General features: G+C 66.6%; 18 protein-coding genes. 17 read left to right on the top strand and 1 reads right to left on the bottom strand.

Annotated elements, in window-relative coordinates; genetic code table 11:
- Positions 1-5 precede the first annotated feature (5 nt).
- Positions 6-635: a class I SAM-dependent methyltransferase gene (locus tag C6A82_RS07405; RefSeq protein ID WP_105348022.1), complete on the bottom strand. Its 630-nt coding sequence runs from the start codon at positions 633-635 to the stop codon at positions 6-8.
- On the opposite strand from C6A82_RS07405, the gene C6A82_RS07400 reads away from it, so the two are divergent.
- From C6A82_RS07400 to nuoN, 17 genes are all read left to right on the top strand, one after another.
- A complete protein-coding gene (locus C6A82_RS07400) occupies positions 634-1,050 on the top strand; it encodes a nuclear transport factor 2 family protein (protein WP_105348024.1) in 417 nt (138 codons plus the stop codon). The two genes, C6A82_RS07405 and C6A82_RS07400, sit on opposite strands and share 2 nt — an antisense overlap.
- Before the next feature lie 13 nt (positions 1,051-1,063).
- Complete coding sequence (locus tag C6A82_RS07395) at positions 1,064-1,600, top strand: YceI family protein (protein WP_105348025.1); 537 nt, start codon at positions 1,064-1,066, stop codon at positions 1,598-1,600.
- Positions 1,601-1,623: 23 nt separating this feature from the next.
- Positions 1,624-2,025: a response regulator transcription factor gene (locus tag C6A82_RS07390; protein ID WP_105348027.1), complete on the top strand. Its 402-nt coding sequence runs from the start codon at positions 1,624-1,626 to the stop codon at positions 2,023-2,025.
- A 165-nt stretch (positions 2,026-2,190) separates the two neighbouring features.
- Complete coding sequence (locus C6A82_RS07385; RefSeq protein ID WP_105348029.1) at positions 2,191-2,562, top strand: NADH-quinone oxidoreductase subunit A; 372 nt, start codon at positions 2,191-2,193, stop codon at positions 2,560-2,562.
- Entirely contained in the window at positions 2,553-3,107 is a 555-nt protein-coding gene (locus C6A82_RS07380) for an NADH-quinone oxidoreductase subunit B family protein (protein WP_105348030.1), read from the top strand. Before C6A82_RS07385 ends, C6A82_RS07380 begins: the two co-directional genes overlap by 10 nt.
- Positions 3,104-3,814, top strand: coding sequence for an NADH-quinone oxidoreductase subunit C (locus tag C6A82_RS07375; protein WP_105348032.1), 711 nt, complete (start codon positions 3,104-3,106; stop codon positions 3,812-3,814). Before C6A82_RS07380 ends, C6A82_RS07375 begins: the two co-directional genes overlap by 4 nt.
- Positions 3,814-5,145, top strand: coding sequence for an NADH dehydrogenase (quinone) subunit D (nuoD, locus tag C6A82_RS07370; protein WP_105348034.1), 1,332 nt, complete (start codon positions 3,814-3,816; stop codon positions 5,143-5,145). Before C6A82_RS07375 ends, nuoD begins: the two co-directional genes overlap by 1 nt.
- A gap of 28 nt (positions 5,146-5,173) precedes the next feature.
- Positions 5,174-6,082 carry an NADH-quinone oxidoreductase subunit NuoE gene (gene nuoE, locus C6A82_RS07365; protein WP_105348036.1) on the top strand — a complete coding sequence of 303 codons (909 nt, stop codon included), beginning with the start codon at positions 5,174-5,176 and terminating at the stop codon, positions 6,080-6,082.
- Between the two features lies 1 nt (position 6,083).
- On the top strand, positions 6,084-7,409 hold the full coding sequence (gene nuoF, locus C6A82_RS07360) for an NADH-quinone oxidoreductase subunit NuoF (protein ID WP_105348037.1): 1,326 nt from the start codon (positions 6,084-6,086) through the stop codon (positions 7,407-7,409).
- Complete coding sequence (locus C6A82_RS07355; RefSeq protein WP_105348039.1) at positions 7,409-9,793, top strand: NADH-quinone oxidoreductase subunit G; 2,385 nt, start codon at positions 7,409-7,411, stop codon at positions 9,791-9,793. Before nuoF ends, C6A82_RS07355 begins: the two co-directional genes overlap by 1 nt.
- 2 nt (positions 9,794-9,795) lie before the next feature.
- Positions 9,796-11,010 (top strand): NADH-quinone oxidoreductase subunit NuoH, encoded by a 1,215-nt coding sequence (gene nuoH, locus C6A82_RS07350; RefSeq protein ID WP_199193918.1) that lies wholly within the window; start codon positions 9,796-9,798, stop codon positions 11,008-11,010.
- Positions 11,003-11,581 carry an NADH-quinone oxidoreductase subunit NuoI gene (nuoI, locus tag C6A82_RS07345; RefSeq protein ID WP_105348043.1) on the top strand — a complete coding sequence of 193 codons (579 nt, stop codon included), beginning with the start codon at positions 11,003-11,005 and terminating at the stop codon, positions 11,579-11,581. Before nuoH ends, nuoI begins: the two co-directional genes overlap by 8 nt.
- Before the next feature lie 11 nt (positions 11,582-11,592).
- Complete coding sequence (locus tag C6A82_RS07340; protein WP_233217113.1) at positions 11,593-12,351, top strand: NADH-quinone oxidoreductase subunit J; 759 nt, start codon at positions 11,593-11,595, stop codon at positions 12,349-12,351.
- Complete coding sequence (nuoK, locus tag C6A82_RS07335) at positions 12,348-12,647, top strand: NADH-quinone oxidoreductase subunit NuoK (RefSeq protein ID WP_066980161.1); 300 nt, start codon at positions 12,348-12,350, stop codon at positions 12,645-12,647. The genes C6A82_RS07340 and nuoK overlap by 4 nt, the downstream gene beginning before the upstream one ends.
- 7 nt (positions 12,648-12,654) lie before the next feature.
- Positions 12,655-14,598 (top strand): NADH-quinone oxidoreductase subunit L, encoded by a 1,944-nt coding sequence (gene nuoL, locus C6A82_RS07330; protein WP_105348046.1) that lies wholly within the window; start codon positions 12,655-12,657, stop codon positions 14,596-14,598.
- A 23-nt stretch (positions 14,599-14,621) separates the two neighbouring features.
- A complete protein-coding gene (locus C6A82_RS07325; protein WP_105348055.1) occupies positions 14,622-16,169 on the top strand; it encodes an NADH-quinone oxidoreductase subunit M in 1,548 nt (515 codons plus the stop codon).
- Positions 16,166-17,749 carry an NADH-quinone oxidoreductase subunit NuoN gene (gene nuoN / locus C6A82_RS07320; protein ID WP_311101729.1) on the top strand — a complete coding sequence of 528 codons (1,584 nt, stop codon included), beginning with the start codon at positions 16,166-16,168 and terminating at the stop codon, positions 17,747-17,749. The genes C6A82_RS07325 and nuoN overlap by 4 nt, the downstream gene beginning before the upstream one ends.
- Positions 17,750-17,779 lie beyond the last annotated feature (30 nt).

Genomic DNA, 17,779 nt, shown 5'->3' with positions numbered 1-17,779 from the left:
TGCGACTAGACCCGCTGAGCCCTGGCCAACCACGCGGGCTCGTCGACACGGGTGCCGACCGGCAGCCCGATCTGCTCTGCGTGCACCTCGGTGACGACACCGCGATAGGTCGTGGGCTCCAGCGCCTCCAGTTCCCATCCGTCGCCGAAGGCATCGCGGATCGTCTCGCCGCTGACCTGCGGACCGAATCCGCGACCCGCGTCCGACAGCGCGAGAACGTGCACAAGACCGCCGGGTCTGCAGGCGTTGTGCAGGCTGGCGACGTAGCGGGGGCGGTCGCCGTCGTCGAAGATGTGGAACAGCGCACTGTCGACGATGGTGTCGTAGCCCGGCTGGTCGCGGAGGTTCAGGGCGTCGGCGACCTCGAATCGCGCCCCGACACCCTTCGTCTCCGCGTTGCGGCGGGCCTGCTCGATGGCCTCGGGCGCGAAGTCGATGCCGAGCACGTCGTAGCCCAGCCTCGTGAGCAGGATCGTGTGTTCGCCGGTGCCACAGCCGACGTCGAGCACGGCGCCCCGGATCAGCCCGGCGCGTTCAAGCTCGACGATCGCAGGTTGCGGTTCGCCGATCACCCACGGCGGAGTCGTCGTTCGGTAAAACTCGTCAAAGCGCGAGAGAGCGGGAGTTTGGTCCATGAATGACAGTGTTCTACCTCAACCGAACTTGAGGTCAACCGTCGAAGATGTGGCCGACAGGCTGTTCACAGCGATCGAGAAAGGCGACGCAGCCACCGTCGAGGCGCTGTGGGATGCCGACGTGCTGGTGTGGAAGTCCGCAGAACCCGAGGAGCAGGCCAAGAATCGCGCCATGCGGGTGATCGCCTGGTTCATGGACAGCACCAGTTCACGCCGGTATGAGATCCTCGACCGGCAGTTCTTCGACGGCGGATTCGTGCAACAGCATGTGCTGCATGCCGCAGGCAAGGGCGGCGGATCGATCTCTTTGCGGGTCTGCATCGTCATCAAGGTGGGCATGAACGGCCTGATCACCAAGATCGACGAATACTTCGACCCGGCGGAACTGGAGCCACTGCTCCGCCGGCGCAAATGATAGGGAGGACGTCATGGCAAGCCTCAGCGAGTTTTTCAGCGACCCCGCCTCGGCGGGCACGTGGACGCTGGACGCCGATCAATCGACTATCACGGTCAAGGCCAAGTCGATGTGGGGCCTCGTTCCCGTCAAGGGGCGGTTCGGCGAGTTCAGCGGCGAGGGTCTCCTCGCCGCTCCACAAACGGTTTCCGGCCACGTCGACATCAAGGCCGCCTCGATGCGCACCGGCATCCGCAAGCGTGACAAGCACTTGCATTCCGCGGATTTCTTTGACGCCGAGCGTTTTCCGGACATCAACGTGGTGGTCACCGGAGTCGAGGCCGTCGAGGGCGACACACTCAGGCTGCGCGCGGACCTCACCGTCAAGGGCACGACAAAACCCGTCGAGTTGACGACCACGGTGACGCCGACCGGCGACGGCGGGATGCGTCTGACCGGTCATGGAACGGTCAATCGGCAGGATTTCGGTGTCAACGGCAACCTGATCGGGATGATCGGCGACCAGGCAACGCTCTCAAGCGACCTGGTGTTCCGCCGAACTGCTACGTAGCGGGTTCGTCTAGCATCTGGCCCATGCCCGAATCATCTCGGCCGCTGCGAGTCCTGGTCTACAGCGACAACCCCCGGACTCGCGAACAGGTCCAGCTGGCTCTGGGCAAGCGCGTGCATCCTGACCTGCCCGAGCTGACCTATCTCGAGGTGGCCACCGGGCCGATGGTGATCGCGCAGATGGACGAGGGCGGCTTCGATCTGGTGATTCTCGACGGCGAGGCCACCCCGACAGGCGGCATGGGAATAGCCAAGCAGCTCAAGGACGAACTCGACGACTGCCCGCCGCTGCTGGTCCTCACCGGCCGCCGCGACGACGCCTGGCTGGCGAACTGGTCGCGCGCCGAGGCGGCCGTTCCGCACCCGATCGACCCCATCCGTTTGGGCGAGGCCGTTGTCTCGCTTCTGCGCGCGCCTGTCCAGTAGCCGTTCAAGTTAATTCCCTACGGCGGTTGGCTTTTCGCGACATGGCAAAGCCACCGGCTGGCAACCGAAACCGATACTAACCCCTTGGTGTGACGCCCATTTGGAACATCGCTAGGCTGTGGGTCAGCTCACATCGGAAGCCCACGAGGGAGCGGTCACACCTGCATGAACCTGTATCTGCCCATCCTGGTGCTCGGCGCTGTCGCAGCCGGGTTTGCCGTGTTCTCGGTCATCGCTGCCCTCCTTGGCGGGCCGCGGCGGTACAACCGGGCCAAGCTCGAGGCATACGAGTGCGGTATCGAGCCCATGCCGGACCTGGCCAACCCTGCGGCCGCAGGCCAGCGGTTCCCGATGAAGTACTACGTCACCGCGATGCTGTTCATCGTCTTCGACATCGAGATCGTGTTCCTGTACCCGTGGGCCGTCGCCTTCGACAGCCTGGGGATATTCGCGCTGGTCGAGATGCTGTTGTTCATGGCGACCGTGTTCGTGGCGTACGCCTACGTCTGGCGCAGGGGAGGCCTGAATTGGGACTAGAGGAAAAGCTGCCGAGCGGCATCCTGCTGTCGACAGTCGAGAAGCTCGCGGGCTACGTCCGCAAGGGGTCCCTGTGGCCAGCCACATTCGGCCTGGCCTGCTGTGCCATCGAGATGATGGCGACAGCCGGTCCGCGCTTCGACATCTCGCGTTTCGGCATGGAGCGGTTCTCGGCGACCCCGAGGCAGGCCGACCTGATGATCGTGGCGGGCCGGGTCAGCCAGAAGATGGCCCCGGTCCTGCGGCAGGTCTACGACCAGATGGCCGAGCCCAAGTGGGTGCTGGCAATGGGCGTCTGCGCGTCCTCGGGCGGAATGTTCAACAACTACGCCATCGTCCAAGGCGTTGACCACGTCGTTCCGGTGGACATCTACCTGCCCGGATGCCCGCCGCGGCCGGAGATGCTGCTGCACGCGATCCTGAAACTGCACGACAAGATCCAGGAGATGCCACTCGGCGTCAACCGTGAGGAAGCGGTCCGCGAAGCCGAGAAGGCGGCCCTGGCGGTCACGCCGACGATCGAGCTCAAGGGGCTGCTGCGGTGACCACGCCGTCGGATGCGCCAGAGAGCTTTCCCCAGGGCAACGGCGAGACCGAGAAGGAAGTCGTCGGCGTACGCCGGGGGATGTTCGGCCCCACGGGGTCCGGCGACACCTCCGGATACGGGCGGCTGGTCCGCGAAGTGGCGATGCCAGGCAGCTCGCCGCGCCCGTACGGCGGGTACTTCGACGAGGTCGTCGACACCTTGGCGTCGGTGCTCGGCGACGAACCCTTCACCGCGGCCATCGAGCGGGTGGAAGTGTACCGCGACCAGCTGACCCTCGAGGTGCGCCGCGAGCACCTGCCCGCGGTCATGGCCGCGCTGCGCGACGACGCCGGGCTGCGGTTCGAGCTGTGCCTCGGTGTCAGCGGCGTGCACTACCCACAGGACACGGGGCGCGAACTGCACGCCGTGTATCCGCTGATGTCGATCACCCACAACAGGCGGATCCAGGTGGAGACGACTGCGCCCGATGCCGATCCGCACATCCCGTCGCTGTTCCGCGTCTACCCGACCACCGACTGGCACGAACGCGAGACCTACGACTTCTTCGGGATCATCTTCGACGGCCATCCCTCGCTGACGCGCATCGAGATGCCCGACGACTGGGTGGGGCACCCGCAGCGCAAGGACTATCCGTTGGGCGGCATCCCCGTTGAGTACCACGGCGCCGAGATACCCCCGCCCGACGAGCGGAGGGCATACAGCTGATGAGCGCACCGAGCAACCCGCCCGACGGCGGGGGGACCGACACGGTGGTCATGGTCGGCGGTGAGGACTGGGACCAGGTCGTCACCGCTGCCGCCCAGGCCGACGCCGGCGAACGCATCGTGGTCAACATGGGCCCGCAGCACCCGTCGACGCACGGCGTGCTGCGGCTGATTCTCGAGATCGAAGGGGAGACCATCGTCTCGGCCCGCTGCGGAATCGGCTACCTGCACACCGGTATCGAGAAGAACCTCGAGTACCGCACCTGGACCCAGGGTGTCACGTTCGTCACCCGGATGGACTACCTCTCACCCCTTTTCAACGAGACGGTGTACTGCCTCGGGGTGGAGAAGCTGCTCGGTGTCACCGATGACATCCCGGAGCGCGCCAACATCATTCGGGTGTTGATGATGGAGATGAACCGCATCTCCAGCCACCTTGTCGCGCTGGCCACCGGCGGCATGGAGCTGGGCTCCATGGGCGCGATGTTCTACGGCTTCCGCGAGCGCGAGCAGATTCTGTCGATCTTCGAGACGATCACCGGCCTGCGAATGAACAACTCCTATGTCCGGCCAGGGGGGCTGGCCGCCGACCTGCCCGACGAGGCGCTGCCGCAGATCCGCGACATGCTCAAGCTGATGCCCAAGCGGCTCAAGGACCTCTCCGACCTGCTCAGCGAGAACTACATCTGGAAGGCCCGCACCCAGGGCATCGGGTATCTGGACCTGACGGGCTGCATGGCACTCGGCATCACCGGCCCGGTCCTGCGCGCCACCGGGCTCCCCCACGACCTGCGCAGATCCCAACCCTATTGCGGTTACGAAACCTACGACTTCGAGGTCATCACCGACGACGGCTGCGATGCCTACGGCCGGTACCTGATCAGGGTGAAGGAGCTGTACGAGTCGCTGAAGATCATCGAGCAGTGCGTAGAACGTCTGGAGAAGACACCCGGCCGGGTGATGATCGACGACAAGAAGCTGGCCTGGCCTGCGGACCTGAAGCTGGGGCCCGACGGCCTGGGTAACTCGCCCGAGCACATCGCCAAGATCATGGGCCACTCGATGGAGGGGCTGATCCATCACTTCAAGCTCGTCACCGAGGGTATCCGCGTCCCACCGGGACAGGTGTACGTAGCCGTCGAGTCTCCGCGCGGCGAACTCGGCGTTCACATGGTGTCCGACGGCGGCACACGGCCGTACCGCGTGCACTACCGCGACCCGTCGTTCACCAACCTGCAGGCGGTGGCGGCCACCTGCGAAGGCGGCATGGTGGCCGACGCGATCTCGGCTGTCGCCTCCATCGACCCGGTTATGGGGGGCGTCGACCGATGAGCGCTCGCGCGAAGAGACGAGGGCACCGATGACGCTGTCCCCCAATGGTTCTCCGGTGTTCATCGAGCTGGGTCAGCGGCCCGACGAGGCGGGACCGCCGATCGGCGGAGAAGCGCTGTACCCGGCCGATGTGACGGCCCGACTCGAGGCCAGCGCGCGCGACATCATCGCCAAGTACCCGCGCTCGAGGTCGGCACTGCTGCCCTTGCTGCACCTGGTGCAGTCCGAGGACGGTTACCTGACCAAGGCAGGCCTGGCGTTCTGCGCTGCCCAGCTCGACCTGACCGAGGCCGAGGTGACCGCGGTCGCCACGTTCTACTCGATGTACCGACGCACCCCGACCGGCGAATATCTGGTCGGCGTCTGCACGAACACGCTGTGCGCGATCATGGGCGGCGACGCGATCCTCGACTCGCTGCAGGACCACCTGGGCATCCACGCCGGCGAGACCACCGAGTCCGTTGATGGAAAGCCCAGAGTCACCCTCGAACACATCGAGTGCAACGCGGCCTGCGACTTCGCCCCGGTCGTCATGGTCAACTGGGAGTTCTTCGACAACCAAACCCCTTCCACCGCACGTGATCTGGTCGATGCGCTGCGGGATGGCGAGGAAGTCGTACCAAGCCGCGGTGCGGCGCTGTGCACGTTCAAGCAGACCGCCCGCGTACTCGCCGGGCTGCCCGACGACCGCCCAATCACCGCGGACGGTCAGGTGCCGACGGCGACGCTGGCCGGGCTGCGGGTCGCGCGCGAACTCGACATGGAGGCGCCCCCGCCGGATGCGCAGCCCTCCTCGACACCGCCCGATTCCAATGGCACGAAGCCGGAGGCCGTCGAGACGACGAAGAACGAACCGGCACCGGCACCGTCGGCCACCGTGCCCGCCGAAGCCGACACGGAGGAAACCGATCCCAGCACAACGGATTCACGCGACTGATATGGCACCTGCTACTCCCCTCACACCTGTGTTCAGCCGGTACTGGGACGACCCCGAACCCTGGACGCTGGAAACCTACCGCCGTCACGACGGATATCACGCGCTGGAGAAGGCGCTGTCGATGGAGCCCGACGAGGTCATCACCATGGTGAAGGACTCGGGCCTGCGCGGCCGCGGCGGTGCCGGCTTCCCGACCGGCACCAAGTGGTCCTTCATTCCGCAGGACGACACCGGCGCCGGCGCGAAGCCCAAGTACCTCGTCATCAACGCCGACGAATCGGAACCCGGTACGTGCAAGGACATTCCGCTGATCCTTACCACGCCGCACTTCCTTGTCGAAGGCGCGATCATCGCCGCCTATGCGATCCGGGCGCACCACGCGTTCATCTACGTGCGCGGTGAGGTGGTCCCGGTGCTACGGCGGCTGCAGGCCGCCGTCGCCGAAGCCTACGAGGCCGGCTATCTGGGCACCGACATCAACGGTTCGGGTTTCGACCTCGAGTTGGTGGTGCACGCGGGCGCCGGCGCCTACATCTGCGGCGAGGAGACCGCGCTGCTCGACTCGCTCGAGGGCAGACGCGGCCAGCCCCGGCTGCGTCCGCCGTTCCCCGCGGTCGCCGGTCTGTACGCCTGCCCGACGGTGGTGAACAACGTCGAGTCGATCGCCAGCGTGCCGCCGATCATGCTGAACGGGATCGACTGGTTCCGGTCGATGGGCACGGAGAAGTCGCCCGGTTTCACGCTGTACTCGCTGTCGGGTCACGTGACGAATCCGGGTCAGTACGAGGCGCCGCTCGGTATCACGCTGCGCGAACTGCTGGACTACGCCGGAGGCGTGCGCGCCGGCCATGAGCTGAAGTTCTGGACGCCCGGTGGGTCGTCGACACCGTTGCTGACGGCCGAACACCTCGACGTGCCACTGGATTACGAGGGGATGGCCGGCGCCGGGTCGATGCTCGGCACCAAGGCGCTTCAGATCTTCGACGAGACGACGTGCGTCGTGCGGGCGGTGCGGCGGTGGACGGAGTTCTACGCCCACGAGTCGTGCGGCAAGTGCACACCGTGCCGGGAGGGCACGTACTGGCTCAGCCAGATCTACGAGCGGCTCGAGACCGGGCGTGGCACAGAAGAGGACATCGGCAAGTTGCTGGACATCTCCGACATCATCTTCGGGAAGTCGTTCTGCGCGCTCGGCGACGGTGCCGCAAGCCCGATCCTGTCGTCGATCAAGTTCTTCCGCGACGAGTACGTCGAGCACCTGGACGGCGGCTGCCCGTTCGATCCGCACGCCTCGACCCTGATGGCGGCCGAAGGGGTGGGTGCCTGATGACGGTGACCGAGCCGAGCCGGGATGCGCCTGCAGTGGAGATGGTGAACCTGACCATCGACGACCAGCCGATCAGTGTGCCCAAGGGCACGTTGGTGATTCGCGCGGCCGAGCTGATGGGCATCCAGATCCCGCGGTTCTGCGACCATCCGCTGCTCGACCCTGTCGGCGCATGCCGACAGTGCCTCGTCGAGGTCGAAGGCCAGCGCAAGCCGATGGCCTCGTGCACCATCACGTGCACGCCCGACATGGTGGTCCGTACCCAGCTCACCTCGGAGTCCGCGGACAAGGCCCAGCAGGGTGTGATGGAGCTGCTGCTCATCAACCACCCACTGGACTGCCCGGTCTGCGACAAGGGCGGTGAGTGCCCACTGCAGAACCAGGCCATGTCCAACGGCCGCGCGGAGACCCGTTTCGACGACGTCAAACGCACGTTCCCCAAACCGATCCCGATCTCGTCGGAGGTACTGCTGGATCGCGAGCGTTGTGTGCTGTGCGCGAGGTGCACCCGCTTCTCCCAGCAGATCGCCGGCGACCCGTTCATCGAGCTGTTGGAACGTGGCGCGCTGCAGCAGGTGGGCATCGCGCCCGGTGAACCGTTCTCGTCGTACTTCTCCGGCAATACCGTGCAGATCTGCCCGGTCGGCGCGCTGACCAACACCGCATACCGGTTCCGCGCCCGGCCGTTCGACCTGGTGTCCAGCCCGAGCGCATGTGAGCACTGCGCCTCCGGCTGTGCCCAGCGCACCGACCATCGTCGCGGGAAGGTGTTGCGTCGCTTGGCCGGCGACGATCCGGAAGTCAACGAAGAGTGGAACTGCGACAAGGGCCGGTGGGCATTCACCTACGCAACCGTCGGCGACCGCATCACCACCCCGCTGGTCCGCGAGGACGACGGCAAGCTGCGGCCTGCGTCGTGGGCCGAGGCCCTCCGGGCCGCGGCGACGGGACTGTCCGCCGCCTACGGGCGCGCCGGCGTCCTCGTCGGCGGCAGGAGCACCGTCGAAGACGCCTATGCCTATGCCAAATTCGCCCGGATGGTGCTGAACACCAACGACATCGACTTCCGTATTCGCGCGCACAGCGGAGAGGAGGCGGACTTCCTCGCCTCCGATGTCGCGGGCCTGCCGATGACGGTCACCTACAGCGACCTGGAGAAGGCGCCCGCGGTGCTGCTCGCCGGTTTCGAGCCGGAAGACGAGTCGCCGATCGTCTTCCTGCGGCTGCGCAAGGCCGCCCGCAGCAAGGGTCTGCAGGTATGGGCGGTCGCACCCTTCGCCACCCGCGGCCTGACCAAGATGTCAGGCAAGCTGATCCGCACCGCACCCGGCGGCGAGGCGGCGGCGCTCGGCGGGCTGGCCGACGAGACGCTGCTCAAGCAGCCCGGCGCGATCATCCTCGTCGGTGAGCGGCTGGCCGCCTCACCCGGAGCGCTCTCTGCCGCAAGCAGATTGGCGGCCGCGACCCGTGCCCGACTCGGCTGGGTGCCGCGCCGTGCCGGCGACCGCGGTGCGCTGGAAGCCGGCGCGATGCCGAACCTGCTGCCCGGCGGCCGTCCTGTCGCCGACGCGACGGCGCGTGACCAGACCGCGGCCGCATGGCACATCTCCGAGGTGCCGGCCACACCCGGTCGCGACACCGCAGGCATCCTCGCCGCGGCCGCGGGCGGCGACCTGGGCGCGCTGCTGATCGGCGGCGTCGAACTCGCCGACCTGCCCGATCCCGACGCAGCGCTTGCGGCCATCGAGGCGGTGCCCTTCGTCGTCAGCCTGGAGCTGCGCGAAAGTGCCGTCACCGACCTTGCCGACGTGGTCTTCCCCGTTGCACCGGTCGTCGAGAAGGGCGGCTCATTCGTCAACTGGGAGGGCAGGATCAGGCCGTTTGCGCCGTCACTGCCCAGCAATGCCATTCCCGACCTCCGGGTGCTGTACACGCTGGCCGACGAGATCGGCGTCGACCTCGGGCTGCCGGACGCGGCGGCCGCGGGCGAGGAACTGGCCAGGCTGGGCTGGTGGGGCGGTAACCGACCGGACGCCCCGGACGTGAAGTCGAGCCTCGCCGCTGAGCCCGGCAAGGGCGAGGCGGTGCTGGCCACGTGGCGCATGTTGCTCGACGCCGGCCGGATGCAGGACGGCGAGCCTTACCTCGCCGGGACCGCCCGGCTGCCCGTGGCCAGGTTGTCGGCCACCACCGCAGCTGAGATCGGCGCAGCCGAAGGAGATCTGGTGACCGTGACCACCGGCAGGGGCGAGGTGACCCTGCCGCTGGACATCACCGACATGGCTGACCGGGTGGTGTGGCTGCCGATGAACTCCCTGGGATCGGCGGTCCATTCGCAACTCGGGGTGACCGCGGGCGCCGTGGTCTCGATCGGACGGGCGTGACAATGACTGACCTCTCGGCATTCGGACACGACCCGATCTGGCTGATGGCCGCCAAGGCGGTCGGCATCTTCGTGTTCCTGCTTCTGACGGTGCTGGCGGCGATCCTGATCGAACGCAAGCTGCTCGGCCGCATGCAGATGCGCTTCGGCCCCAACCGGGTCGGCCCGAAGGGATTGCTGCAGTCGCTGGTCGACGGACTCAAACTCGGCCTCAAGGAAGGCCTCGTCCCGACGGGCGTCGACAAGCCCATCTACCTAATGGCGCCCGTCATCTCGACGGTGCCGGCATTCCTCGCCTTCGCCGTCATCCCGATGGGGCCGGTGGTCTCGGTGTTCGGCCACCAGACGCCGCTGCAGCTGACCGACCTCGCGGTGGCGGTGCTCTACATCCTGGCCGTCACGTCGATCGGCGTGTACGGCATCGTGCTGGCCGGCTGGGCGTCGGGCTCCACCTATCCCCTGCTGGGCGGGCTGCGGTCGTCGGCGCAGGTGATCTCCTACGAGATCGCGATGGCGCTGTCGTTCGCCGCGGTGTTCCTCTACGCGGGCACGATGTCCACGTCGGGCATCGTCGCCGCTCAGAACGGCCGCTGGTTCGTCATCCTGCTGCTGCCGTCGTTCCTGGTGTACCTGACATCGATGGTCGGCGAGACGAACCGGGCCCCGTTCGACCTGCCCGAGGCCGAGGGCGAACTGGTCGGCGGGTTCCACACCGAGTACTCGTCGCTGAAGTTCGCGATGTTCATGCTCGCCGAGTACGTCAACATGACGACCGTCTCCGCGCTGGCCACCACGATGTTCCTCGGCGGCTGGCACGCGCCGTGGCCGATCAACATGTGGGACGGCGCCAACACCGGCTGGTGGCCGCTGCTGTGGTTCACCGCCAAGGTGTGGGGGTTCCTCTTCTTCTACTTCTGGCTGCGTGCCACCCTGCCGCGTCTGCGCTATGACCAGTTCATGGCGCTGGGCTGGAAGGTGCTCATTCCGGTTTCACTGGTCTGGATCGCGATTGTGGCGACCTCGCGCAGCCTGCGGGCAGCAGGCGAAACCGGATGGGCCAACGGGCTTATCGCCGTCGGCACCGTCTTCGCACTTCTCGTCGCCACATTGCTGTGGCGCTCGATGAAGGTCAAGACCGTCCGGACGATTCCGGTGCAGGCGGCAGACGAGGGCGGGTTCCCGGTGCCACCGCTTCCAAAGGAGAAGACCAATGCCTAAGTTTCTAGATCCCCTCGCCGGCTTCGGCGTCACCTTCGGGACCATGTTCAAGAAGCCGATCACCGAGGAGTACCCCGAGAAGCCGGGCCCCGTCGCGAAGCGCTATCACGGTCGCCACCAACTGAACCGGTACCCCGACGGGCTCGAGAAGTGCATCGGGTGCGAACTGTGCGCATGGGCGTGCCCCGCCGACGCGATCTACGTCGAGGGCGACGACAACACCGAGCAGGAGCGCTTCTCGCCCGGTGAGCGCTACGGCCGGGTGTACCAGATCAACTATCTGCGGTGCATCGGCTGCGGGCTGTGCATCGAGGCCTGCCCCACTCGCGCGCTCACCATGACCAACGAGTACGAGATGGCCGACGACAACCGCGCCGACCTGATCTGGGGTAAGGACAAACTTCTCGCGCCGATGCAACCCGGCATGGTGGCGCCGCCGCATCCCATGCAGCCCGGTAGCACCGACGAGGACTACTACCTGGGCAACATCACGCCCATCGATGACTGGCGCGAAGCACAGAAGATTCCGCGCACGCAAGGAGCAGATAACATCACCGAGGATGCCCGGTGACCGTCGAATTGCTGGCGCTGGCCGCCGATTCCAGCGGCCACACCTCGACGGCCGAGGCTGTCACGTTCTGGGTGCTCGGTGCCATCGCGCTGGCCGGAGCCATCGGGGTGGTCGCCGCACCCAAGGCCGTGTACTCGGCGATCTTCCTTGCGATGACGATGATCTCGCTCGCGGTGCTCTACATCGCCCAGGAGGCGCTGTTCCTCGGCGTCGTCCAGATCGTCGTCTACACCGGCGCGGTCATGATGCTGTTTTTGTTCGTGCTGATGCTCATCGGCGTCGACCTGTCCGAGTCGCTCGTGGAGACGATCCGTGGCCAACGCGTTTCGGCGATCATCGCGGGCGTCGGTTTCGGAGTGCTCCTCATAGCGGGGATCGGCAACGTGTCCACCGCCGGATTCCAGGGTCTTGCGGAGGCCAACAACAACCAGAACGTCGAAGGCCTTGCTGCGCTGATCTTCACCCGCTACCTGTGGGCGTTCGAACTGACCGGCGCGCTGCTGATCACCGCGGCGCTCGGCGCGATGGTGCTCGCACACCGGGAACGCTTCGAGAAGGCCAAGACCCAGCGCGAACTCGCAGAAGAGCGGTTCCGGCCAGGCGGACATCCCACGCCGATGCCCAATCCCGGTGTGTTCGCCAGGCACAACGCCGTTGACCTGGAGGCGAGGCTCCCCGACGGCTCGGGCTCCGACATTTCGGTCGCAGCGATCCTGCACCGACGGAGCGTCCTGGCGCCCGTCGACGGCGATGCGGACGGTGAGCGATGAACCCCGACAACTACCTGTACCTGTCGGCACTGCTGTTCACGATCGGCGCCTCGGGAGTTCTTCTGCGCCGCAACGCCATCGTGATGTTCATGTGCGTCGAGCTGATGCTGAACGCGGCCAACCTCGCGTTCGTGTCGTTCTCCCGCATGCACGGGCACCTCGACGGCCAGGTGGTGGCGTTCTTCACCATGGTGGTCGCGGCCTGCGAGGTCGTCGTCGGGCTTGCCATCATCATGACCATCTTCCGCACCCGCCGTTCGGCCTCGGTCGACGACGCCAGCCTGCTGAAAAACTAAGGCCGCGATGACGATTCCGGTTTGGCTTCTGATCGCCCTGCCCCTGGCAGGTGCGGCGATACTGCTGCTGTCGGGGAGGTGGTCCGATCCTTGGGCCCACCTGCTGGGCTGCGCGATGTCGGTCGGCTCCTTCGTCGTCGGCGCGCTGCTGTTCGCCGACATGCTCGGCCGCGGCGGTGAGGAACGCGCCGTTGAAGAAAAGCTCTTCAGCTGGGTGCCGGTCGGCGAACTGCACGTTGACTTCGGGCTGCAACTCGACCAGCTGTCGATGTGTTTCGTTCTGCTGATCACCGGTGTCGGCTCGCTGATTCACATCTACTCGGTCGGCTACATGGCCGAAGACCCCGATCGCCGCAGGTTTTTCGCGTATCTGAACCTGTTCCTGTCCGCGATGCTGCTCCTGGTCCTCGCCGACAACTATCTCGGCCTCTACGTCGGGTGGGAAGGCGTCGGCCTGGCCTCCTACCTGTTGATCGGGTTCTGGCAGCACAAGCCGTCGGCTGCCACCGCGGCCAAGAAGGCGTTCGTCGTCAACCGGGTCGGCGACATCGGCCTCGCCGTCGCGCTGATGGTGATGTTCGCCTACATCGGCTCGATCTCGTTCGAAGGCGTCTTCGCGGCCGCCCCGGAACTGGGCGAGGGCACCCTCAACGCCATCGGCCTTCTGCTCCTGCTGGCCGCCTGCGGCAAGTCGGCACAGGTGCCCCTGCAATCCTGGCTCGGCGACGCGATGGAAGGCCCCACGCCGGTCTCGGCACTGATCCACGCCGCGACGATGGTGACCGCGGGCGTCTACCTGATCGTGCGGTCGGGCCCGGTGTTCGACCTGGCGCCGGGCGCGCAGCTGGGCGTCGTCATCGTCGGCGCGGTCACGCTGCTGTTCGGCGCGATCGTCGGCTGCGCCAAGGACGACATCAAGAAAGCGCTCGCCGCGTCGACGATGAGCCAGATCGGCTACATGGTGCTCGCGGCGGGTCTCGGCCCCGCCGGCTACGCCGTCGCAATCATGCACCTGCTGACCCACGGCTTCTTCAAGGCGGGCCTGTTCCTCGGCGCGGGCTCGGTCATGCACGCGATGGACGACGAGGTGAACATGCGGCACTACGGCGGCCTGCGCAAGCTGCTGCCGATCACCTTCGTCACCTTCGGGCTCGGCTATCTCGCGATCATCGGCATTCCGCCGCTGGCGGGCTTCTTCTCCAAGGACGGGATCATCGAGGCCGCGCTCGGCGCCGGCGGCGCGAAGGGCATCGTCCTCGGCGGTGCCGCGATCCTCGGCGCGGGCATCACCGCGTTCTACATGACCCGCGTGATGCTGATGACGTTCTTCGGTGAGAAACGCTGGAAAGCCTCGGCGAGGGGGCACCTCCCGCCCGAAGCGCAGGGGAACGCAGTGACGGGGGAAATGACAGAGCCGCATCCGCACGAGTCGCCGCGCGTCATGACCTGGCCGATGATCCTGCTGGCCGTGGGCTCGGTGGCATCCGGTGCCGTGTTCGCCATCGGCGGCACGCTGGAGCACTGGCTGGCGCCGGTGGTCGGCGAGCACGAGGCGCACCACGTCGTGCCGGCCTGGGTCGTGACGGTCATCGTGCTGTCTGTCGTCGCGGTGGGCATCCTCATCGCCTACCGGATGTACGCGCAGAAGTCGGTGCCCGACGCCGCGCCCGAGGAGGTGTCGCCGCTGACCGTCGCCGCGCGTCGGGACCTTTACGGCGACGCGATCAACGAGGAGCTGCTGATGAAGCCGGGCCGAGTCCTGACCAAGGATCTGGTCTGGGTCGACGACAAGGCCATCGACGGCGCAGGCAGCGGACTGGCCGCGGTGGTCGGCCGGGTGTCGGACGGCATGCGGCAGTTGCAGACCGGCTTCGCCCGCTCCTACGCCCTTTCGATGCTCGCGGGCGCCGCGCTGGTGGTCGCGATCATTCTGGCGGTGCAGCTGTGGTGACCTCTGGCCTGTCCCTGCCGTGGATGACGATCTTGTGGGCGGTGCCGACGCTGGGTGCCGTGCTGGTGATGCTGATCCCCGCCACCGGACGCTCGGCCGCCAAGTGGTTCGCGCTGCTGGTCTCGGTGGCTGTGCTCGTGCTGACGCTCATCGTCGCGGTCGGATTCGATCCGAGCGGGCCGCAATACCAGTTCGTCGAGGACCTCCCCTGGATACCGTCGTTCGGAACCGGCTACATCCTTGGCATCGACGGGATCGCGCTGGCGCTCGTCGTGCTGACCGCGGTGCTGGTGCCGCTGCTGATCGTCGCCGGCTGGAACGACGCCGACAGCCAGATCGGGCTGCGAGGTCGCTCGACACACACCTACCTGGCGCTGACGCTGGCCGTCGAGGGCATGGTCATCATGTCCCTCGTCTCACTGGACGTGCTGCTGTTCTACGTCTTCTTCGAAGCCATGCTCATCCCGATGTACTTCCTCATCGGCGGATTCGGCGGGGAGCACCGGTCGAAGGCAGCGGTCAAGTTCCTGCTGTACAACCTCTTCGGCGGCTTGATCATGCTCGCCGCGGTCATCGGACTGTACGTGGTGACCGCGGGCAGCGACGCGTTCGAGGCCGGCACCTTCGACTTCCGGGCCATCGTCGAGGCGGTCAACAGCGGTGCCCTTGCCGTCAGCCCCGCGATCGTCAACGCGCTGTTCGCCGGCTTCATGTTCGCCTTCGCCGTGAAGGCCCCGCTGTGGCCGTTCCACCGCTGGCTGCCCGATGCCGCCGTCGAGGCCACCCCGGCCAGCGCGGTGTTGATGATGGCCATCATGGACAAGGTCGGCACGTTCGGCATGCTGCGGTACTGCCTACAGTTGTTCCCTGACGCGTCAGCGTATTTCCGGCCGCTGATCATCACGTTGGCCGTCATCGGAATCGTGTACGGCGCGATCCTGGCCATCGGCCAGACCGACGTGATGCGGCTGATCGCCTACACCTCTATTTCGCACTTCGGCTTCATCATCCTCGGTATCTTCGTGATGACGAGCCAGGGCCAGTCGGGTTCGACGCTGTACATGGTCAACCACGGCATCTCCACCGCAGCGCTGTTCCTGATCGCCGGTTTCCTGGTGTCGCGCAGGGGAACTCGCCTCATCAGTGCGTACGGCGGCGTGCAGAAGGTCGCGCCGGTGTTGGCCGGGACGTTCCTCGTCGCCGGGCTGGCCACGCTGTCACTTCCCGGGCTCGCGCCGTTCATCAGCGAATTCCTGGTACTGATCGGCACGTTCACGCGCTACCCGGTGTTCGCGGTGGTGGCGTCGACCGCCCTCGTGCTCTCCGCGATCTACATCCTGTGGATGTATCAGCGGATGATGGGCGGCCCGGTCACCGAGGGCAACGACCGGCTGCGTGACCTCATCCCCCGCGAGCTTGCGGTCGTCGCACCGCTGATCGCGCTGCTGCTGGTGCTCGGGGTGTATCCCAAACCCGCTCTGGATGTGATCAATCCGGCCGTCGACCACACCCTGTCCACGATCGACCAACCCGATCCCACCCCCAGACTGGCGGAAGGCCGCCCCCGATGAACCTGCCAACGCCCAGCGTCGAGTACGGCCTGCTGTCGCCGATGCTGATCGTGTTCGGAGCCGCGATCGTCGGCGTGCTCGTCGAGGCGTTCGTCTCACGCGGGCGGCGCTACCTCGTGCAAGTCGTGCTGAGCGTGGTCGGACTTGCGGCCGCGTTCGTCGCGGTGGTGGCTGTGGCCAGGGATCTGCACGGTGAGGTCGGCCGCACGGCAGTGATCGGCGCCGTCGCCGTCGACGCACCCGCGTTGTTTCTGCAGGGCACGATCCTGCTGGTCGGCATCCTCGGCATCCTTCTGATCGCCGAGCGCCGCATCCCTGCCGAAGTCGAGTCCGAATCGGAACGCGGTGCGGGCGGACTGGATTCGTTCACCCCACAGGCTTCCGCGGTCGTGGGCAGCGTCGCGGAGAAGCTGGCCACCAAGGCCGGAGTCATGCAGACCGAGGTGTTCCCGCTGACGTTGTTCGCCGTCGGCGGCATGCTGCTGTTCCCGGCGGCCGATGATCTGCTGACGATGTTCATCGCACTCGAGGTGCTGTCGCTGCCGCTGTACCTGATGTGCGGGCTCGCCCGTCGTCGCCGGTTGCTGTCCCAGGAAGCGGCGCTGAAATACTTTCTGCTCGGCGCGTTCTCGTCGGCGTTCTTCCTCTACGGCGCGGCGATGCTGTACGGCTACGCGGGCACGCTGAGCCTGTCAGGAATCGCCGACGCGATCCATGCCAACACCGGTAAGGCGTCGCTGGCGCTCATCGGCGTCGGCCTGCTGCTCGTCGGCGTGCTGTTCAAAGTCGGCGCGGTGCCGTTCCACTCCTGGATTCCCGACGTCTATCAGGGTGCGCCGACGCCGATCACCGCGTTCATGGCCGCGGCCACCAAGATCGCGGCGTTCGGCGCGCTACTGCGCATCTTCTACGTCGCGGTGCCAGAGATCCGCGCCGACTGGCGGCCGGTGCTGTGGGCGATCGCGATCCTGACCATGGTGGTCGGCACGGTCACCGCGGTCACCCAGTCCGACGTCAAGCGGATGCTCGCCTACTCGGCGGTCGCGCACACCGGGTTCATCCTGACCGGCGTGATCGCGCTGAACGAGTCGGGTCTGTCATCCACGCTGTTCTACCTTTTCGCCTACGGGTTCAGCACGCTCGGCGCCTTCGCCGTCGTCGGATTGGTGCGCGACAAGTCCGGGCAGGAAGCGACCGCGATGGCGCGCTGGGCCGGCCTCGGCCGTCGCTATCCCATTGTCGGAATTGTGTTCTCGCTGTTCTTGCTCGCGTTCGCCGGCATCCCGCTGACGAGCGGGTTCGTCAGCAAGTTCGCGGTGTTCAAGGCCGCGGGCGAAGGCGGTGCGATCCCGCTGGTCATCGTCGGTGTGATCGCCAGCGCCATCGCCGCGTACTTCTACGTCCGCGTCATCGTGTTGATGTTCTTCACCGATCCGCCCGACGACGCTCCCGAGGTCGTGGTGCCCAGCGTCTTCACCACGGCCGTCGTCACCGTCACCGCAGCCATCACGTTCGCGCTCGGCGCCCTGCCGCAGCCGCTGCTGGACCTCGCGAACATCGCGAACACCTTCCTGAGCTAGCTCCATTTGCGCCCAAACCAACGTTTGGGC

It is taken from the genome of Mycobacterium sp. ITM-2016-00318 (genome assembly GCF_002968285.2).
In the GTDB taxonomy this organism is placed as follows: domain Bacteria; phylum Actinomycetota; class Actinomycetes; order Mycobacteriales; family Mycobacteriaceae; genus Mycobacterium.
The sequence above is the reverse complement of the archived record's forward strand: the minus strand, read 5'-3'. Positions and strand labels throughout refer to the sequence as shown.